The sequence below is a fragment of the Streptomyces sp. NPDC036813 genome (genome assembly GCF_055609245.1).
In genome coordinates, this window is record NZ_JBVJPV010000012.1 from 103,832 (window position 1) to 121,609 (window position 17,778).

18 protein-coding genes are annotated in these 17,778 nt (G+C 69.6%); 15 read left to right on the top strand and 3 right to left on the bottom strand.

Annotated elements, in window-relative coordinates; all coding sequences use genetic code 11:
• Nucleotides 1-41: 41 nt before the first annotated feature.
• From mqnC to ACZ67Q_RS24555, 3 genes are all read left to right on the top strand, one after another.
• Nucleotides 42-1,241 carry a cyclic dehypoxanthinyl futalosine synthase gene (gene mqnC, locus ACZ67Q_RS24545; protein ID WP_471185772.1) on the top strand — a complete coding sequence of 400 codons (1,200 nt, stop codon included), beginning with the start codon at nucleotides 42-44 and terminating at the stop codon, nucleotides 1,239-1,241.
• A gap of 7 nt (nucleotides 1,242-1,248) precedes the next feature.
• The gene (locus ACZ67Q_RS24550) at nucleotides 1,249-1,854 is read left to right on the top strand and encodes a hypothetical protein (RefSeq protein WP_471185774.1); all 606 of its coding nucleotides are present in this window, start codon (nucleotides 1,249-1,251) and stop codon (nucleotides 1,852-1,854) included.
• 89 nt (nucleotides 1,855-1,943) lie between these two features.
• On the top strand, nucleotides 1,944-2,639 hold the full coding sequence (locus ACZ67Q_RS24555; RefSeq protein WP_469929304.1) for a demethylmenaquinone methyltransferase: 696 nt from the start codon (nucleotides 1,944-1,946) through the stop codon (nucleotides 2,637-2,639).
• Nucleotides 2,640-2,690: 51 nt separating this feature from the next.
• Here the strand turns inward: ACZ67Q_RS24555 and ACZ67Q_RS24560 are convergent, their stop codons facing one another.
• Entirely contained in the window at nucleotides 2,691-3,032 is a 342-nt protein-coding gene (locus ACZ67Q_RS24560) for a PASTA domain-containing protein (RefSeq protein ID WP_471185777.1), read from the bottom strand.
• Between the two features lie 93 nt (nucleotides 3,033-3,125).
• Complete coding sequence (locus ACZ67Q_RS24565; RefSeq protein WP_471185779.1) at nucleotides 3,126-3,632, bottom strand: GNAT family N-acetyltransferase; 507 nt, start codon at nucleotides 3,630-3,632, stop codon at nucleotides 3,126-3,128.
• A gap of 97 nt (nucleotides 3,633-3,729) precedes the next feature.
• Between ACZ67Q_RS24565 and ACZ67Q_RS24570 the strand changes: the two genes are divergently transcribed.
• Nucleotides 3,730-5,022: a geranylgeranyl reductase family protein gene (locus tag ACZ67Q_RS24570; RefSeq protein ID WP_471185782.1), complete on the top strand. Its 1,293-nt coding sequence runs from the start codon at nucleotides 3,730-3,732 to the stop codon at nucleotides 5,020-5,022.
• 294 nt (nucleotides 5,023-5,316) lie between these two features.
• On the opposite strand, the gene ACZ67Q_RS24575 is transcribed toward ACZ67Q_RS24570, so the two are convergent.
• On the bottom strand, nucleotides 5,317-6,144 hold the full coding sequence (locus ACZ67Q_RS24575; RefSeq protein ID WP_471185784.1) for a C40 family peptidase: 828 nt from the start codon (nucleotides 6,142-6,144) through the stop codon (nucleotides 5,317-5,319).
• Nucleotides 6,145-6,910: 766 nt separating this feature from the next.
• Here ACZ67Q_RS24575 and ACZ67Q_RS24580 point away from each other — a divergent pair.
• Genes ACZ67Q_RS24580 through nuoK form a run of 11 tightly spaced genes read left to right on the top strand, consistent with a single transcriptional unit; the run spans nucleotide 6,911 to nucleotide 17,765 of the window.
• Entirely contained in the window at nucleotides 6,911-7,270 is a 360-nt protein-coding gene (locus ACZ67Q_RS24580) for an NADH-quinone oxidoreductase subunit A (protein ID WP_003992243.1), read from the top strand.
• Nucleotides 7,271-7,284: 14 nt separating this feature from the next.
• Nucleotides 7,285-7,839, top strand: coding sequence for a NuoB/complex I 20 kDa subunit family protein (locus tag ACZ67Q_RS24585; RefSeq protein WP_007383964.1), 555 nt, complete (start codon nucleotides 7,285-7,287; stop codon nucleotides 7,837-7,839).
• Entirely contained in the window at nucleotides 7,836-8,588 is a 753-nt protein-coding gene (locus tag ACZ67Q_RS24590; protein WP_471185786.1) for an NADH-quinone oxidoreductase subunit C, read from the top strand. The genes ACZ67Q_RS24585 and ACZ67Q_RS24590 overlap by 4 nt, the downstream gene beginning before the upstream one ends.
• On the top strand, nucleotides 8,585-9,925 hold the full coding sequence (locus ACZ67Q_RS24595; RefSeq protein ID WP_471185789.1) for an NADH-quinone oxidoreductase subunit D: 1,341 nt from the start codon (nucleotides 8,585-8,587) through the stop codon (nucleotides 9,923-9,925). Before ACZ67Q_RS24590 ends, ACZ67Q_RS24595 begins: the two co-directional genes overlap by 4 nt.
• Complete coding sequence (nuoE, locus tag ACZ67Q_RS24600; RefSeq protein WP_471185791.1) at nucleotides 9,922-10,788, top strand: NADH-quinone oxidoreductase subunit NuoE; 867 nt, start codon at nucleotides 9,922-9,924, stop codon at nucleotides 10,786-10,788. Before ACZ67Q_RS24595 ends, nuoE begins: the two co-directional genes overlap by 4 nt.
• Nucleotides 10,788-12,134, top strand: a complete 1,347-nt coding sequence (gene nuoF, locus ACZ67Q_RS24605; protein WP_471185795.1) for an NADH-quinone oxidoreductase subunit NuoF — start codon at nucleotides 10,788-10,790, stop codon at nucleotides 12,132-12,134. Before nuoE ends, nuoF begins: the two co-directional genes overlap by 1 nt.
• On the top strand, nucleotides 12,131-14,635 hold the full coding sequence (locus tag ACZ67Q_RS24610; protein WP_471185798.1) for an NADH-quinone oxidoreductase subunit G: 2,505 nt from the start codon (nucleotides 12,131-12,133) through the stop codon (nucleotides 14,633-14,635). The genes nuoF and ACZ67Q_RS24610 overlap by 4 nt, the downstream gene beginning before the upstream one ends.
• Complete coding sequence (gene nuoH / locus ACZ67Q_RS24615) at nucleotides 14,632-15,996, top strand: NADH-quinone oxidoreductase subunit NuoH (RefSeq protein ID WP_471185803.1); 1,365 nt, start codon at nucleotides 14,632-14,634, stop codon at nucleotides 15,994-15,996. The genes ACZ67Q_RS24610 and nuoH overlap by 4 nt, the downstream gene beginning before the upstream one ends.
• A complete protein-coding gene (nuoI, locus tag ACZ67Q_RS24620) occupies nucleotides 15,989-16,630 on the top strand; it encodes an NADH-quinone oxidoreductase subunit NuoI (RefSeq protein ID WP_471185806.1) in 642 nt (213 codons plus the stop codon). Before nuoH ends, nuoI begins: the two co-directional genes overlap by 8 nt.
• A complete protein-coding gene (locus ACZ67Q_RS24625; RefSeq protein ID WP_471185809.1) occupies nucleotides 16,627-17,469 on the top strand; it encodes an NADH-quinone oxidoreductase subunit J in 843 nt (280 codons plus the stop codon). The genes nuoI and ACZ67Q_RS24625 overlap by 4 nt, the downstream gene beginning before the upstream one ends.
• Complete coding sequence (gene nuoK, locus ACZ67Q_RS24630; protein WP_003974374.1) at nucleotides 17,466-17,765, top strand: NADH-quinone oxidoreductase subunit NuoK; 300 nt, start codon at nucleotides 17,466-17,468, stop codon at nucleotides 17,763-17,765. The genes ACZ67Q_RS24625 and nuoK overlap by 4 nt, the downstream gene beginning before the upstream one ends.
• The last annotated feature ends 13 nt before the right edge of the window (nucleotides 17,766-17,778 follow it).

The following is a 17,778-nucleotide window of genomic DNA, read 5'->3' on the forward strand; positions in this document are numbered from 1 at the left end:
CTGGTTCGGTCCGTTACACCCCTTATGAAAAGGACGCTCCGGTGACCGAGAAGGCCGACCTCCAGTCCGTCCTCGACCGTGCCGCCGCGGGCGGACGGATCACGCCCGAGGAGGCGCTCGACCTCTACCGCGACGCCCCGCTGCACGCGCTCGGCGCCGCCGCCGACGCCGTGCGCCGCCGCCGGTACGCTGGCACCGAGCACATCGCGACGTACATCATCGAGCGGAACATCAACTACACGAACGTGTGCGTCACGGCGTGCAAGTTCTGCGCCTTCTACGCCGCCCCCAAGGACACGGCCAAGGGCTGGACCCGCGACCTCGACGACATCCTGCGCCGCTGCGCGGAGACCGTGGAGCTGGGTGGCACGCAGATCATGTTCCAGGGCGGCCACCACCCCGACTACGGCGTCGAGTACTACGAGACGCACTTCAAGGCCATCAAGGACGCGTTCCCGCAGCTCGTGATCCACTCGCTGGGCGCGTCCGAGGTCGAGCACATGGCCCGGATCAGCGGTGTGCCGGTCGAGGAGGCCATCACCCGTATCCACGCGGCCGGCCTCGACTCCTTCGCGGGCGCGGGCGCCGAACTGCTGCCGGAGCGGCCGCGCAAGGCGATCGCTCCGCTGAAGGAGTCCGGCGAGCGCTGGCTGGAGATCATGGAGACCGCGCACCGGCTGGGCGTGGAGTCGACGTCCACCATGCTGATGGGCACCGGCGAGACCAACGCCGAGCGCATCGAGCACCTGCGGATGATCCGCGACGTACAGGACCGCACGGGCGGCTTCCGCGCGTTCATCCCGTACACCTACCAGCCGGAGAACAACCACCTGAAGGGCCGCACGCAGGCGACCCTCTTCGAGTACCTGCGGATGATCGCGATCGCCCGCCTCTTCCTCGACAACGTGGCGCACATCCAGGGCTCCTGGCTCACCACCGGCAAGGAGGTCGGCCAGCTCTCCCTGCACTACGGCGCGGACGACCTCGGCTCGATCATGCTGGAGGAGAACGTCGTGTCCTCCGCCGGCGCCAAGCACCGCTCCAACCGCATGGAGATCATCGACCTGATCCGCAAGGCGGACCGTGTCCCGGCGCAGCGCTCGACGACGTACGAGCACCTGGTCGTGCACGACGACCCGGCGAACGACCCCGTCGACGACCGCGTGGTCTCCCACATCTCCTCCACCGCGATCGAGGGCGGCACGGCTCATCCGGAGCTGAAGCTGCTCGCGTCCAACTGACGCCGCGGTGCTGACGATTCACGCCGACTCCCGGGGCCGTGCACTGGTCGTGCAGGGCGAGTGGATCACCACCGCCGGGCCCCTGGAGGAGGCGCGCGCCGCGCATCCGCGGGCGCGGGTGCGCGAGTGGCCCGGCATCCTCACTCCGGGGCTGGTCAACCTGTACGGCAACGAGCTGCTGGAGGCGGCCTACCACCCGGACCCGCGCGAGGCGGACGAGCTCGGCACCGAGCCGCTGACCGGTGACGCGCTGGCGAGGCTCGCCCTGGACGACGCCCGCTGGGGCGCGAGCGCCCGGCGCGGAGTGCAGCGCATGCTGGCGCACGGCACGGTCGCGGCCGCCTGCGAGCCGCTGCGCAACCGCGCGGTGCAGGACGCGGTACGGCGCACCGGGCTGGGTGTGGTGGGGCGGATCGGCAGGCCGGAGGGGCGCGCGTCCCTCGACCCGTACGCCTGTGGGACGCCCGCGGAGTTCGCGCCCGAGCGGGAGGCCGGCTCGGCCGCCCGGTTCGCGGTGTTCGACGTACGGGACGAGACGGAGCTGGTGGAACGCGGGGCCGGGACCTGTGTCGCCACGGTCGTCGCGGGCCGGCTGGTGTACCGGCGCCGCTGACCATCCCCGGGATGCGGGTGGGTGGGGGAGGTGGCGGCGCGCCAGAAGCCGACGCTTCTGCCCGCAAGGCCCCCTGCCACAATGGTCCGGTGACCCGCGCATCCCTGGACAAGCAGCCGCACGAAGTCGCTTCGATGTTCGACGACGTGGCGGACCGGTACGACCTGACCAACGACGTGCTGTCCCTGGGGCAGGACCGCCGCTGGCGCAAGGAGGTGGCCAAGGCGGTCGACGCCCGGCCCGCGCAGAAGGTGCTGGACCTGGCCGCCGGTACGGCGACCTCCTCGCTGCCGTTCGCGCAGACCGGGGCCTACGTCGTCCCCTGCGACTTCTCCCTCGGCATGCTCCAGGTGGGCAAGCGCAAGCGCTCCTGGCTGCCCTTCACCGCCGGGGACGCGACGAAGCTGCCGTTCAAGGACGACACCTTCGACGCGGTGACGATCTCCTTCGGGCTGCGCAACGTGCAGGACTTCGACACGGCCCTGCGTGAGATGCACCGGGTGACCCGGCCCGGCGGGCGGATCGTCATCTGCGAGTTCTCGCACCCGACGTGGGCGCCCTTCCGGACCGTCTACACCGAGTACCTGATGCGCGCGCTGCCGCCGGTCGCCCGTGCGGTGTCCTCCAGCCCGGACGCCTACGTGTACCTCGCCGAGTCCATCCGTGCCTGGCCGGACCAGCCCGCCCTCGCCGAGCACCTGCGCAAGGCCGGCTGGACGAAGGTGGCCTGGCGCAACCTGACGGGTGGCGTGGTGGCGCTGCACCGGGGGTTCAAGGAGAGCTGAGCCCTTCCGCGGTTGCGGGGGCCGGTGGGGACGGGGCGGTCCGTCGGCCGGTCAGCCGCCGATCATCGCGTACGGGTCGCCCGGCTCGTCCAGCTCCCGCTGCAGCCCGCCGTGCGGTGGCTGCGGCAGGCGCGGCTCGTGCACGCCCGCTCCGCCGCCCCCCTCGCCCTCGCCGAGGTCGAACCACACGGTGACCACGGCCCCGCGCGGCACCTCGACGCCGGGCGGCGGGTACTGACGTACGACGTAGTCGACGACGGTCCGGCGGAAGTCGGGCCGGTCGGGAGCGGCGAGCAGCACCCCGTGCGCGGTGGCTCTCTCGCGCGCGTCGACGGCCATCAGACCGACGAGCCTCGGCACACGGACTTCCGGTGTTCTGGGTGTTATCGGCACAGATGTCACCCCCAGCGGTACTGGCAGGGTAACCGCCCGGGGGTGCCCACCGGAAGCGTTGTGTCGCACTCCGTAGTGATCTGTTACTCACGGTTACAGGTCGAGTCGGTAGCAGTGCCCCTTCCGCTCCGACTCCGGCGTCACGAACGTCTCGGCCAGCCGCATCCCCAGCCGCTGTGTCACCGCGATCGAGCGGGCGTTGCGCGCGTCGACCAGGGCGACGACATTGCCCACGCCCGCCGCGCGCACCCGCTCCAGGGTCATCTCCGCGGCGGCGGTGACGTACCCCTTGCCCCAGTGCTCCCGGCCCAGCCGCCAGCCGATCTCGATCTCGCCGGCCGGTCCCCAGGCGTGCGGCCACGGCTGGGCGCCGGTGAAGCCGATGACCCGGTCCTGCTCGTCCACCATGGTCCACAGGCAGAAGCCGCGCTCGGCGTCGTGTCTGCGCTGGCGGGCGGTGAGCTCCTCGTAGACGGACAGCTCGGCGGGTCTGCCGCCGTGGAACTCCATGACGTCCGGATGTGCGAAGACCCGGTGCCAGGCCACCGCGTCCTCGTCGGTGGGGACACGCAGTCGTACCACGGGCAGAGTTCGGTTCACGGGGCAGCCCTTCAGCCGATTGATCAATGCTGCTGAATAGACTGCCCATGTCCCGTGCCGCTCGGCACACAGATTTCAGACTTGGGGAGATCCCGCCGTGAGTGTCGTGACCGAGCCCCTCTCCGAGAACACCGCCGATGTGATCGTCGTGGGCGCGGGCCCGGCCGGCTCGACGACCGCGTACCACCTCGCCCGGGCGGGCCTCGACGTGCTGCTGCTGGAGAAGACCGCGTTCCCACGGGAGAAGGTGTGCGGTGACGGCCTCACCCCGCGCGCCGTGAAGCAGCTCGTCGCGATGGGCATCGACATCTCCGAGGAAGCCGGCTGGCTGCGCAACAAGGGCCTGCGCATCATCGGCGGCGGCGTGCGCCTCCAGCTGGACTGGCCGGATCTCGCCTCCTTCCCCGACTACGGCCTGGTCCGCAAGCGCGACGACTTCGACGAGCAGCTGGCCCGTCAGGCCCAGAAGGCCGGCGCCCGTCTCTTCGAGCGCTGCAACGTCTCCGGCCCGGTCGTCGACGACCGCACCGGCCGCATCACCGGTGTCACCGCCAAGCTCGGCGAGGAGAAGCGCGAGGTCACCTTCCAGGCGCCGCTCGTCGTCGCCGCCGACGGCAACTCCACCCGGCTGTCCCTGGCGATGGGCCTGCACCGCCGTGAGGACCGTCCGATGGGCGTCGCGGTCCGGACGTACTTCGAAAGCCCCCGCCACGACGACGACTACCTGGAGTCCTGGCTGGAACTGTGGGACCGCCGCGGCCCCCAGGACCGGCTGCTGCCCGGCTACGGCTGGATCTTCGGCATGGGCGACGGCACCTCCAACGTCGGCCTGGGCGTGCTCAACACCTCCGACTCCTTCAAGGAGCTGGACTGGCGCGAGGTGCTCAAGGCCTGGTGCGCGTCCATGCCGGAGGACTGGGGCTACACCCCGGACAACATGACCGGCCCGATCCGGGGCGCCGCCCTGCCCATGGCCTTCAACCGCCAGCCGCACTACACCAAGGGCCTGCTGCTCGTCGGCGACGCGGGCGGCCTGGTGAACCCCTTCAACGGCGAGGGCATCGCCTACGCCATGGAGTCCGGGCAGCTCGCCGCCGACGTCATCGTCCAGGCGCACGCGCGGGCCACGCCGGGCCAGCGCGAGCTCGCCCTCCAGCGCTACCCGCGGATCCTCAAGGACACCTACGGCGGCTACTACACGCTCGGCCGCGCCTTCGTGAAGCTCATCGGCAACCCCAAGGTCATGCAGATCGCCGCCCAGCGCGGTCTGACGCACCCGGTGCTGATGAAGTTCACCCTCAAGCTGCTCGCCAACCTCACCGACCCCACGGGCGGCGACGCGATGGACCGCATCATCAACGGCCTGAGCAAGGTGGCGCCGAAGGCGTAGCCCTCCGCGCGGACAGCGACAGCCGGCGCTCCCCCTGAGGGGCGCCGGCTTCTGCTTGCCGGAACGCCGGAGAGACCCGTATGTGCGGCGCGCCGAGGAGTCGCGGGGCACGGGTCGAGGGCCGCGGGGTGCCGGAGCGTCGCGGGTGTTCCGAAGAGTCGCGGATGTGCCGGAGCGTCGCGAATGTGTCGAAGCGTCGCGGGTGTGCCGATGCATCGCGGGTGTGCCGAAGGGCCGCAGCCATAAAGCGGCTTGCGGCCCTTCGTCCCTTTTACGGTCGTACGTGCGCGTGTGTCAGAGGACGCGCACCGCACCGCTCGGCGGGTCGTACGACAGGTCCCGCTCGACGACGCCCGAGGACGGGTTCTGCGCGCCGACGAACATGCCGTCACCGACGTACACGGCCACGTGGTAGGCGCTGCCCGCACCGCCCCAGTAGAGGATGTCGCCCGGCTGAAGGTTGCTCAGGGAGACCTGGGTGCCGGCGGTGGACTGGTCCTGCGAGACACGCGGCAGGTCGATGCCGACCTGCTTGAAGGCCGTCTGCACCAGGCCGGAGCAGTCGTAGGCGGACGGGCCGGTGGCGCCGGAGACGTAGGCCTTGCCGACCTGCGCCTTGACGAAGTCGACGACGGCGGCGGCCGAACCGGTCGCCGAGGAGGAGCTGGTGGAGACGTCGGCGCTCACGGAGGCGGAGAGCGTGGGGCGCTCGGAGCTGCGGGAGGCGCGCTGGGCGGCCTGCTCGGCGGCGGCCTTGCGGGCGGCCTCCTCCTCGGCCTTCTTCTTCGCCTCCGCGGCCTTCTTCTTGGCCTCGGCGAGGTTCTTCTCGGCCTGCTGGGCGGCCTTCGCAGCGGCCGCGTCACGCTCGGCACGCAGCTCGTAGTTCGCGGCGGCCAGCTGCGTGGCCTCAGCGGACTGCGCGACCTGGGCGGACAGGTCCGCCGTCAGGGTGGGCAGTTCAAGGGTCTGCGTCACCGGCTCCGCGGCGTTCGCCGAGGAGGCCGACGCGCCGGCGACTGCCAGGGTGCTGAGGACGCCACCGGCAACTCCGGCCCGCATCGCGATTTTCGACGCGCTGCGGCGGGGCTTCCGGTGGCTGCGTATGTGAGCGGTGTGGGACATGGGTACAACCGGTATCAGGGGCTCCTTCATACCTTCAAGAAACGTGTGCTGCGCCACAGTTGCTCAGTCGTGACCCCGAATCCCGGGCGTGTTGTTCTTTATTGACGCCGTAACGGACATTGCGGACCCAGCTCAACACGGCTTTGATCACGTACTTTCGTCATTACGCCCGAATTGCCCTCCACCTACCACTGGTTGGGCTCGATGGCCAAGCCCGGTTCTCGGACGCCTCTCGCGGGTGTGGCGGAGGTCACGGAACGGCCTCCGGTCGGCCTGCGTCCGCGCAGCATGATCACATCCTGATCACGGCGCGATCTCGACGGTGCGACTTCGTGAACGCGTGCACGCGTCCACCGCGCGTGCCGGAGGTCCCCCTGATGTGTGAACGCGGGCTCTAGCAAGAGATCACGTCCAGGGCGAATTTGCCCGACGCCGAAGTCTCTTGATAGTGGGGCGACCCCTCTGAGCTGGTCCGACGAGCGGAAATGTCACCTCTGGTGATCACTCGGACGCTTCCTGTACGAAGATCACTGCTCATACGACTTCATGATCCTTCGTCAGGTGGTGGAGATCACAAAGCTTGTGCAATACCCCGTGTCGCAGATCACAGACCCACGGGCATAAGATGCACGCGGTTGGGCTTGTGACCTGCTTCACATGTTCCCGATCTCCGCCGGGGCGGGCGGGGTTCGTGGGGCCGATGAGGCGGCTGTGAGGCCGACCGCAACCGCCAGCAGTCAGTGCCGACTGAGAGGAGCGAGGAGCGGTGAACGCGTATGCGCCCATCCTCGTACTGGGAGCCCTCGGGGCAGGCTTTGCGATCTTCTCCGTGGTCATGGCCACGCTGATCGGTCCGAAGCGGTACAACCGCGCCAAGCTCGAGGCATACGAGTGCGGTATCGAGCCGACCCCCACGCCGGCCGGCGGCGGGCGCTTCCCCATCAAGTACTACCTGACGGCGATGCTCTTCATCGTCTTCGACATCGAGATCGTCTTCCTCTACCCCTGGGCCGTCACCTTCGACGCCCTGGGGATTTTCGGGCTCGTGGAGATGCTGCTCTTCGTGCTCACCGTCTTCGTCGCCTACGCCTACGTCTGGCGGCGCGGCGGCCTGGAATGGGACTGAGGGGCCTTAAAGACATGGGACTCGAAGAAAAGCTTCCGAGCGGCTTCCTGCTGACCACCGTCGAACAGGCCGCGGGCTGGGTGCGCAAGGCGTCCGTCTTCCCCGCGACCTTCGGCCTCGCCTGCTGCGCCATCGAGATGATGACCACCGGCGCCGGCCGCTACGACCTGGCCCGCTTCGGCATGGAGGTCTTCCGCGGCTCGCCGCGCCAGGCCGACCTGATGATCGTCGCCGGCCGGGTCAGCCAGAAGATGGCGCCGGTCCTCAGGCAGGTCTACGACCAGATGCCGAACCCCAAGTGGGTGATCTCCATGGGCGTGTGCGCCTCCTCGGGCGGCATGTTCAACAACTACGCGATCGTCCAGGGCGTCGACCACATCGTCCCCGTCGACATCTATCTGCCCGGCTGCCCGCCGCGGCCCGAGATGCTGATGGACGCGATCCTCAAGCTCCACCAGAAGATCCAGTCCTCCAAGCTCGGCGTGAACGCCGAGGAAGCGGCCCGGGAGGCGGAGGAAGCGGCGCTGAAGGCCCTGCCCACGATCGAGATGAAGGGGCTGCTGCGGTGAGCGACGCGAACGGTACCAACGGCGCGAACGGGGTCAACCCGGAGAAGGACCTCAGCGCGTCGAACCTCCCCGGCCAGCGCGGTGAGGGCGGCGAGGAGATCCGCGTCCAGCGCGGCATGTTCGGCGCCAACAACGGTGGTGACACCTCCGGTTACGGCGGCCTGGTCCGCTCGGTCCGCCTCCCGGGACCGGCGAGCAGGCCGTACGGCGGCTGGTTCGACGAGGTCGCCGACGAACTCGAAGGCGCGCTGGAGGAACAGGGCCTGCTGCCCGAGAACGCCATCGAGAAGACGGTCGTCGACCGCGGCGAGCTCACCTTCCACATCGAGCGCGAGCACCTGCTGCGGGTCGCCCGCACCCTGCGCGACGACCCGGCCCTGCGCTTCGAGCTGTGCACCGGCGTCAGCGGCGTGCACTACCCGAACGACAAGGGCCGCGAGCTGCACGCCGTCTATCACCTGCGCTCGATCACCCACAACCGGCTCGTCCGGCTCGAGGTCAGCTGCCCCGACAGCGACCGGCACATCCCGTCGCTGGTCTCCGTCTATCCGACGAACGACTGGCACGAACGCGAGACCTACGACTTCTTCGGGATCGTCTTCGACGGTCACCCGGCCCTGACGCGGATCATGATGCCGGACGACTGGCAGGGCCATCCGCAGCGCAAGGACTACCCCCTCGGCGGCATCCCCGTCGAGTACAAGGGCGCCCAGATCCCGGCTCCGGACCAGCGGAGGTCGTACTCGTGAGCAACACGCAGTCACACGCCGCGTCGGCCGCCTCGGCCCGCGAGACCACCGAGGGCACCGTCTACACGGTGACCGGTGGCGACTGGGACGAGGTCGTCCAGTCCGCCGCCAAGGCCGACGACGAGCGCATCGTCGTCAACATGGGTCCCCAGCACCCCTCCACCCACGGGGTGCTGCGCCTGATCCTGGAGATCGAGGGCGAGACGGTCACCGAGGCCCGCTGCGGCATCGGCTACCTCCACACCGGCATCGAGAAGAACCTCGAGTACCGGACCTGGACGCAGGGCACCACGTTCGTGACGCGCATGGACTACCTGACGTCCTTCTTCAACGAGACCGCCTACTGCATGGCCGTGGAGAAGCTCCTCGGCGTCGAGGACCAGATCAGCGAGCGGGCCAAGATCATCCGGGTGCTCCTGATGGAGCTGAACCGGATGTCCTCCCACCTGGTGTGCATCGCCACCGGCGGCATGGAGCTCGGCGCGACCACGATCATGATCTACGGGTTCCGTGACCGCGAGATGATCCTCGATCTCTACGAGCTCATCACGGGCCTGCGCATGAACCACGCGTACATCCGCCCCGGCGGACTCGCCCAGGACCTGCCGCCCGGCGCGGTGGACCAGATCCGCGAGTTCGTGAAGAAGATGAAGAAGAACCTCCCGGAGTACGACAAGCTCGCCACCGGGAACCCCATCTTCAAGGCCCGCATGCAGGACATCGGCTACCTCGACCTGGCCGGCTGCATGGCCCTCGGCGCGACGGGCCCCATCCTGCGCTCCACCGGCCTGCCGCACGACCTGCGCAAGACCCAGCCGTACTGCGACTACGAGACGTACGACTTCGACGTCCCGACCGCCGACAGCTGCGACGCCTACGGCCGCTTCCTGATCCGGCTGGAGGAGATGCGCCAGTCGCTGCGCATCGTCGAGCAGTGCCTGGACCGGCTCCAGCCCGGCCCGGTCATGGTCGCCGACAAGAAGATCGCCTGGCCCGCCCAGCTCGCCCTGGGACCGGACGGACTGGGCAACTCCCTCGACCACATCAAGAAGATCATGGGCACCTCCATGGAGGCCCTGATCCACCACTTCAAGCTGGTCACGGAGGGCTTCCGCGTACCGCCGGGACAGGCGTACGCGGCGGTCGAGTCCCCCAAGGGCGAACTCGGCGTGCACGCCGTCTCCGACGGCGGCACCCGGCCCTACCGGGTCCACTTCCGCGACCCGTCGTTCACCAACCTGCAGGCCATGGCGGCGATGTGCGAGGGCGGCCAGGTCGCCGACGTCATCGTCGCCGTCGCGTCCATCGACCCCGTGATGGGAGGCGTCGACCGGTGACCACCTCTTCTTCGGAGCGGGGCGTCAGCCTGGGGATGCCCGAGCTGCCCGCGCCCGCCTACCCGGACGAGGTCCGAGCCCGGCTGGAGGCGGACGCGCGCGAGATCATCGCCCGCTACCCCGACTCCCGCTCGGCACTCCTTCCGCTGCTGCACCTGGTGCAGTCGGAGGAGGGCCACGTCACGCGCACCGGGATGCGGTTCTGCGCGGACATGCTCGGCCTGACCACGGCCGAGGTCACCGCCGTCGCCACCTTCTACTCCATGTACCGGCGCCGGCCGAGCGGCGACTACCAGGTCGGGGTGTGCACCAACACGCTGTGCGCGGTGATGGGCGGCGACGCGATCTTCGAGCAGCTCCAGGAGCACCTCGGCGTCGGCAACGGCGAGACCACCGACGACGGCAAGGTGACCCTCGAGCACATCGAGTGCAACGCGGCCTGCGACTTCGCGCCCGTCGTGATGGTCAACTGGGAGTTCTTCGACAACCAGACCCCCGACAGCGCCCGCCGTCTCGTCGACGACCTGCGCGCGGGACGCCCGGTCACGCCCACGCGCGGTGCGCCGCTGTGCACCTTCAAGGAGACCGCACGGATCCTGGCCGGCTTCCCCGACGAGCGGCCAGGGGCCGTCGAGGCGGGCGGCAGTGCCGGACCGGCGTCGCTGGTGGGCCTCCGCCTGGCCAAGGGAGAGGCCGGACCCGCGCGCGTGGTCCATCCGCGTGGCGGTCCTCATCAGGAGCCGCAGGACAGGGTGCACGAGCCGTCGCCGGCCGAGCACCTCAGCTCCCATGACGCGCCGCAGGACACATCGGCCTCCGACCCTTCCCACCCGGCGGGGCCCGCAGCCGAGGAGGGGGAGTGATGACCTTGGCACCCGAACTGAAGGAAAACAGCCCCGAGAAGCTGCTCGCGCCCGTGCTGTCGTCCTTCTGGGACGAGGACCGGTCCTGGTCCCTGGACGTCTACCGACGGCACGAGGGGTACGAGGGGCTCCGCAAGGCGCTCGCCATGTCACCGGACGACGTGATCGCGTACGTCAAGGACTCCGGTCTGCGCGGGCGCGGCGGCGCGGGATTCCCGACGGGGATGAAGTGGCAGTTCATCCCGCAGGGTGATGGGAAACCGCACTATCTGGTTGTCAACGCCGACGAGTCGGAGCCCGGGACGTGCAAGGACATCCCGCTCCTCTTCGCGAACCCGCACAGCCTCATCGAGGGCATTGTGATCGCGTGCTATGCCATCAGGTCGTCGCATGCCTTCATCTATCTGCGGGGTGAAGTCGTCCCCGTTCTGCGGCGGTTGCACGAGGCCGTGCGCGAGGCCTACGAAGCCGGCTACCTCGGGACGAACATCCTCGGCAGCGGACTCGACCTCGACCTCACCGTGCACGCCGGGGCCGGGGCGTACATCTGCGGCGAGGAGACCGCGCTGCTGGACTCGCTCGAAGGCCGCCGGGGTCAACCGCGGCTCCGTCCCCCCTTCCCTGCCGTCGCGGGCCTGTATGCCTGCCCGACTGTTGTGAACAACGTCGAGTCGATCGCGTCGGTTCCCGCGATCCTGCATCGGGGCAAGGACTGGTTCCGGTCGATGGGAAGCGAGAAGTCCCCGGGCTTCACGCTGTACTCCCTCTCCGGCCATGTCGCGAGCCCCGGCCAGTACGAGGCGCCGCTCGGGATCACGCTGCGCCAGCTGCTCGACATGAGCGGCGGCATGCGCCCCGGACACCGCCTGAAGTTCTGGACACCGGGCGGCTCCTCGACCCCGATGTTCACCGACGAGCACCTCGACGTCCCCCTCGACTACGAGGGAGTGGGCGCCGCGGGTTCCATGCTCGGCACGAAGGCCCTGCAGTGCTTCGACGAGACGACCTGCGTGGTGCGTGCCGTGACCCGCTGGACGGAGTTCTACGCCCACGAGTCGTGCGGCAAGTGCACGCCCTGCCGTGAAGGCACCTACTGGCTGGTGCAGTTGCTGCGGGACATCGAGGCCGGCAAGGGCACGATGAGCGACCTCGACAAGCTCGCCGACATCGCCGACAACATCAACGGCAAGTCCTTCTGCGCCCTCGGCGACGGTGCCGCCTCGCCGATCTTCTCCTCGCTGAAGTACTTCCGCGAGGAGTACGAGCAGCACATCACGGGCCGCGGCTGCCCCTTCGACCCGGCCAAGTCGACGGCCTGGGCCGACCGCACGGAGGTGAACGCATGACCGTGACCACCAGCGCCCCCACGGGCGGGGGAGAGGCGGCGGTCCCGCCGGAGGACCTGGTGACGCTGACCATCGACGGCGTCGAGATCAGCGTGCCCAAGGGCACCCTGGTCATCCGGGCCGCCGAGCAGCTCGGCATCGAGATCCCCCGGTTCTGCGACCACCCCCTGCTCGACCCGGCCGGCGCCTGCCGCCAGTGCATCGTCGAGGTCGAGGGCCAGCGCAAGCCGATGGCGTCCTGCACGATCACCTGCACCGACGGCATGGTCGTCAAGACGCAGCTCAGCTCCCCGGTCGCCGAGAAGGCCCAGAAGGGTGTGATGGAGCTGCTGCTCATCAACCACCCGCTGGACTGCCCGGTCTGCGACAAGGGCGGTGAGTGCCCGCTGCAGAACCAGGCGATGTCGCACGGCAACGCCGAGTCCCGCTTCGAGGGAAAGAAGCGGACCTACGAGAAGCCGGTGCCGATCTCCACGCAGGTGCTGCTGGACCGCGAGCGGTGCGTGCTGTGCGCGCGCTGCACCCGCTTCTCCAACCAGATCGCCGGCGACCCGATGATCGAGCTGATCGAGCGGGGCGCGCTGCAGCAGGTCGGCACCGGTGAGGGCGACCCGTTCGAGTCGTACTTCTCCGGCAACACCATCCAGATCTGCCCGGTCGGCGCGCTCACCTCGGCCGCCTACCGGTTCCGCTCCCGCCCCTTCGACCTCATCTCCTCGCCGTCGGTGTGCGAGCACTGCTCCGGCGGCTGCGCCACGCGCACCGACCACCGGCGCGGCAAGGTCATGCGGCGGCTGGCCGCCTTCGACCCGGAGGTCAACGAGGAGTGGGTCTGCGACAAGGGGCGCTTCGCGTTCCGCTACGCCCAGCAGAAGGACCGTCTCACCACGCCGCTGGTGCGCAACGCGGAGGGTGAGCTGGAGCCGGCCTCCTGGCCGGAGGCGCTGCAGATCGCCGCGCAGGGGCTGCTCGCCTCGCGTGGCCGCACCGGTGTGCTGACCGGCGGCCGGCTCACCGTCGAGGACGCCTACGCCTACAGCAAGTTCGCGCGCGTGGCGCTCGACACCAACGACATCGACTTCCGCGCGCGCGTGCACAGCAGCGAGGAGGCCGACTTCCTCGCCGCCCGGGTGGCGGGCCGGGGCACTGACCTCGACGGCACGGGCGTCACGTACACCTCCTTGGAGAAGGCGCCGGCGGTGCTGCTGGTCGGCTTCGAGTCGGAGGAGGAGGCGCCCGGTGTCTTCCTCCGGTTGCGCAAGGCCTGGCGCAAACACGGGCAGAAGGTGTTCGCGCTGGCCACGCACGCGACCCGGGGCCTGACCAAGGCGGGCGGCACGCTGCTGCCGGCCGCTCCCGGCACCGAGACCGAATGGCTGGACGCCCTCGCGAGCGGCGTCGGCCTGGAGGACGACGGGGCCGGGGCCGCCGAGGCGCTGCGCACCGAGGGCGCCGTGATCGTCGTCGGCGAGCGGCTGGCCGCGGTGGCCGGCGGACTCACCGCCGCCGTACGGGCCGCGTCCGCGACCGGCGCCGATCTGGTGTGGATCCCGCGGCGGGCGGGGGAGCGCGGCGCGATCGAGGTCGGTGCGCTGCCGTCGCTGCTGCCGGGCGGCCGCCCGGCCACCGATCCACGCGCGCGTGAGGAGGTCGCCGCCGTCTGGGGCGTCGCCGAACTCCCGCACCGCTACGGCCGTGACGCCGGGCAGATCGTGGAGGCCGCCGCCGGCGGTGAACTCCAGGCGCTGCTGGTGGCCGGAGTGGAGGTCGCCGACCTGCCGGACCCGGCACGCGCGCGTGCCGCACTCGACGAGGTCGGTTTCCTGGTGTCGCTGGAGCTGCGGCCCAGCGAGATCACCGAGCGCGCCGACGTCGTCCTGCCGGTCGCGGCGGTCGCCGAGAAGCCGGGCACCTTCCTCAACTGGGAGGGCCGGGTCCGCTTCTTCGACGCCGCCCTCAAGCCCGACCAGATGACCCGCCGTATCGAGCCGACCGACGCGCGGGTGCTGCAGATGCTCGCCGACGCCATGGACGTCCACCTGGGCCTGCCCGATCTGCGCACCACGCGTGCGGAGATCGACCGGCTCGGCGCCTGGGACGGGCCGCGTGCCACCGAGCCGCTGGAGACCGCGGGGCAGTTGCCCCGGCCTGCAGCCGGCGAGGCGGTGCTCGCCGGGCACCGGCTGCTGCTCGACCAGGGCGTGCTGCAGGAGGGCGACGAGGCGCTCGCCGGCACCCGGCACGCCGCCCACGCGCGCGTGTCGGCCGCCACGGCCGCCGAGGCGGGCGTCAAGGAGGGCGACCTGCTCGCCGTGACCGGCCCGGCAGGCACCACCGAACTGCCGCTGGAGGTCACCGAGATGCCCGACCGTGTGGTCTGGCTCCCGCTGAACTCCGTCGGTGGCGGCGTCGCCTCCGACACCGGGGCGCTGCCCGGCTCGCTCGTCCGTATCGGCCCGGCGACCGCCGTCGCCGACGCCCCCAAGGAGGTGGAGGCATGAGCCCGTACCTCGCCGCTGAAGACCTCTCGATGTTCGGCCGCGACCCGTGGTGGCTGGTCGTCATCAAGGCGGTGTTCTGCTTCGCCTTCCTGATGGTGACCGTGCTGTTCTCCATCGTCTGGGAGCGCAAGGTCGTCGCGTGGATGCAGCTGCGCATCGGCCCCAACCGGCACGGCCCGTGGGGCATGCTCCAGTCGCTCGCCGACGGCATCAAGCTGATGCTGAAGGAAGACGTCATCGTCAAGCGCGCGGACAAGGTGGTCTACGTCCTCGCGCCGATCGTCGCCGCCATCCCGGCGTTCATGGCGATCGCGGTGATCCCCTTCGGTCCGGCCGGCAACGAGATCTCGATCTTCGGCCACCGCACCACGATGCAGCTCACCGACCTGCCGATCGCGATGCTGTACATCCTCGCGGTCGCCTCGGTCGGCATCTACGGCATCGTGCTCGCGGGCTGGAGCTCCGGCTCGACGTACCCGCTGCTCGGCGGTCTGCGCTCCTGCGCGCAGATGATCTCCTACGAGATCGCCATGGGCGCCGCGTTCGCCTCGGTGTTCCTGTATTCGGGGTCGATGTCGACGTCGACGATCGTCGAGCAGCAGCACGACCGCTGGTACATCCTGCTGCTGCCGGTCTCCTTCATCCTCTACATCGTCACCATGGTCGGCGAGACCAACCGCGCCCCCTTCGACATGCCGGAGTCCGAGGGCGACCTGGTCGGCGGCTTCAACACCGAGTACTCGTCGATCAAGTTCGCGATGTTCATGCTCGCCGAGTACGTGAACATGGTGACGGTGTCGGCGGTGTCGACCACTCTCTTCCTCGGCGGCTGGCGCGCCCCCTGGCCCATCAGCACCTTCTGGGAGGGCGCCAACCACGGCTGGTGGCCGCTGCTCTGGTTCGTGATCAAGGTCCAGCTGCTGCTGTTCTTCTTCATCTGGCTGCGCGGCACCCTGCCCCGCGTCCGCTACGACCAGCTGATGAAGCTCGGCTGGAAGGTCCTCATCCCGGTGTCGGTGGTGTGGCTGATGCTGGTCGCGACCGTGCGGGCCCTGCGCAACGAGAACTACGACTTCGCCGACATCGCCCTCTACGTCGGTGGCGCCGTCCTCGCCCTGCTGCTGTTGTCCTTCGTCGTCGACATGTTCCGCGCGAAGGCGAAGAAGGACGGGACGCCCGCCGGGCAGCCGGCCGGTTTCGACCCGATGGCCGGCGGATTCCCCGTGCCACCGCTGCCCGGACAGGAGCTTCCGCCCGTACCCCGGCGTCGCTCGCGCCGCGAGCGGGAGCTGATTGTCAGTGGTGGGTCCGATACTCACAGTGACGGATCTCTGGATGGAAAGGAGGCGTCCGATGGCTGAGGAGCCCAAGGAGACCGAGCCCGGTTTCCTCAACCCGGTGGCCGGCTTCGGCGTGACCTTCAAGGCCATGTTCAAGAAGCGGCTGACCGAGCAGTACCCGGAGCAGAAGAAGACCACGGCTCCGCGGTTCCACGGACGGCACCAGCTCAACCGCCATCCGGACGGCCTGGAGAAGTGCGTCGGCTGCGAGCTGTGCGCCTGGGCCTGCCCCGCCGACGCCATCTACGTGGAGGGTGCGGACAACACCGACGAGGAGCGCTACTCGCCGGGCGAGCGGTACGGCCGCGTCTACCAGATCAACTACGCCCGCTGCATCCTGTGCGGGCTGTGCATCGAGGCGTGCCCGACGCGCGCGCTGACGATGACGAACGAGTTCGAGCTGGCGGACTCCAGCCGCGCCAACCTCATCTACACCAAGGAGCAGCTGCTCGCCGGTCTCGAAGAGGGCATGGTCGACACCCCGCACGCGATCTACCCGGGGATGGACGAACAGGACTACTACCGGGGCCTGGTCACCGAGGCCGCCCCGGGCACGGTCCCGCAGGTCGCCGTCTCCAAGGGGGAGGTCCCGCAGGAGGCCGCGTCCACCTTCGGCGAGGAGGAACCGGCGTCGGAGAAGGTGGTCGGGCGATGACGACGCAGCTCGCCGCCTACTCCACCTCCACCGGAGAGGCCTTCCAGTTCTGGGTCCTCGGCACGGTCGCGGTGATCGGCGCCCTGTGCACCGTCTTCATGAAGAAGGCCGTGCACAGCGCCCTCTGCCTCGCCGGGACCATGATCGTCCTGGCGGTGTTCTATCTCGCCAACGGCGCCTACTTCCTGGGCATCGTGCAGATCGTCGTCTACACCGGCGCGATCATGATGCTGTTCCTGTTCGTGGTGATGCTCGTCGGTGTCACCGCGGCGGACTCCCTGAAGGAGACCATCAAGGGTCAGCGCTGGCTGGCCCTGCTGTGCGGCCTCGGCTTCGGCATCCTGCTGTTCGCCGGGATCGGCAACGCCTCCCTGAAGGAGTTCAACGGCACCGGCCAGGCGAACGCGAACGGCAACGTGGAGGGGCTCGCGTCCCTCATCTTCACCAAGTACGTCTTCGCCTTCGAAATCACCGGCGCCCTGCTCATCACGGCCACCGTCGGAGCCATGCTGCTCACGCACCGCGAGCGCACCGAGCGCGCCAAGACCCAGCGGGAGATGTCCGAGCAGCGCATCCGCGAAGGCGCGCACATCCCGCCGCTGCCGGCGCCCGGCGTCTACGCCCGGCACAACGCCGTGGACATCGCCGGTCTGCTCCCCGACGGCACCCCGTCCGAGCTCACCGTCAGCAAGACGCTGCGCGAGCGCGGTCAGATCCGTGACGTGTCCACCGAGGCCCTGAGCGACCTCAAGGCGCTGGAGCAGCGCACACAGGACCGCCTGGAGCGCGGGGCTATCGCACCGGCGACCTTCAAGCGGAACAAGGAGGCGTCGCAGTGAACCCGGTCAACTACCTGTATCTGGCAGCCCTGTTGTTCACGATCGGCGCCACCGGCGTCCTGATCCGGCGCAACGCCATCGTGGTCTTCATGTGCATCGAGCTGATGCTGAACGCCTGCAACCTCGCCTTCGTCGCCTTCTCCCGGATGCACGGCAACCTCGACGGCCAGATCATCGCGTTCTTCACGATGGTCGTCGCGGCGGCGGAGGTCGTGGTCGGGCTCGCGATCATCGTGTCGCTGTTCCGTTCCCGCCACTCGGCCTCGGTCGACGACGCCAGCCTGATGAAGCTGTAAGGGGTCGGAAGAA

Excerpts from the sequence above, each read along its gene's own strand:
- ACZ67Q_RS24575 (WP_471185784.1), bottom strand. The coding sequence starts at position 6,144 with ATGTCCCACACCGCTCACATACGCAGCCACCGGAAGCCCCGCCGCAGC.
- ACZ67Q_RS24585 (WP_007383964.1), top strand. The coding sequence starts at position 7,285 with ATGGGACTCGAAGAAAAGCTTCCGAGCGGCTTCCTGCTGACCACCGTC.
- nuoF (WP_471185795.1), top strand. The coding sequence starts at position 10,788 with ATGACCTTGGCACCCGAACTGAAGGAAAACAGCCCCGAGAAGCTGCTC.
- ACZ67Q_RS24610 (WP_471185798.1), top strand. The coding sequence starts at position 12,131 with ATGACCGTGACCACCAGCGCCCCCACGGGCGGGGGAGAGGCGGCGGTC.
- nuoH (WP_471185803.1), top strand. The coding sequence starts at position 14,632 with ATGAGCCCGTACCTCGCCGCTGAAGACCTCTCGATGTTCGGCCGCGAC.
- nuoI (WP_471185806.1), top strand. The coding sequence starts at position 15,989 with ATGGCTGAGGAGCCCAAGGAGACCGAGCCCGGTTTCCTCAACCCGGTG.
- ACZ67Q_RS24625 (WP_471185809.1), top strand. The coding sequence starts at position 16,627 with ATGACGACGCAGCTCGCCGCCTACTCCACCTCCACCGGAGAGGCCTTC.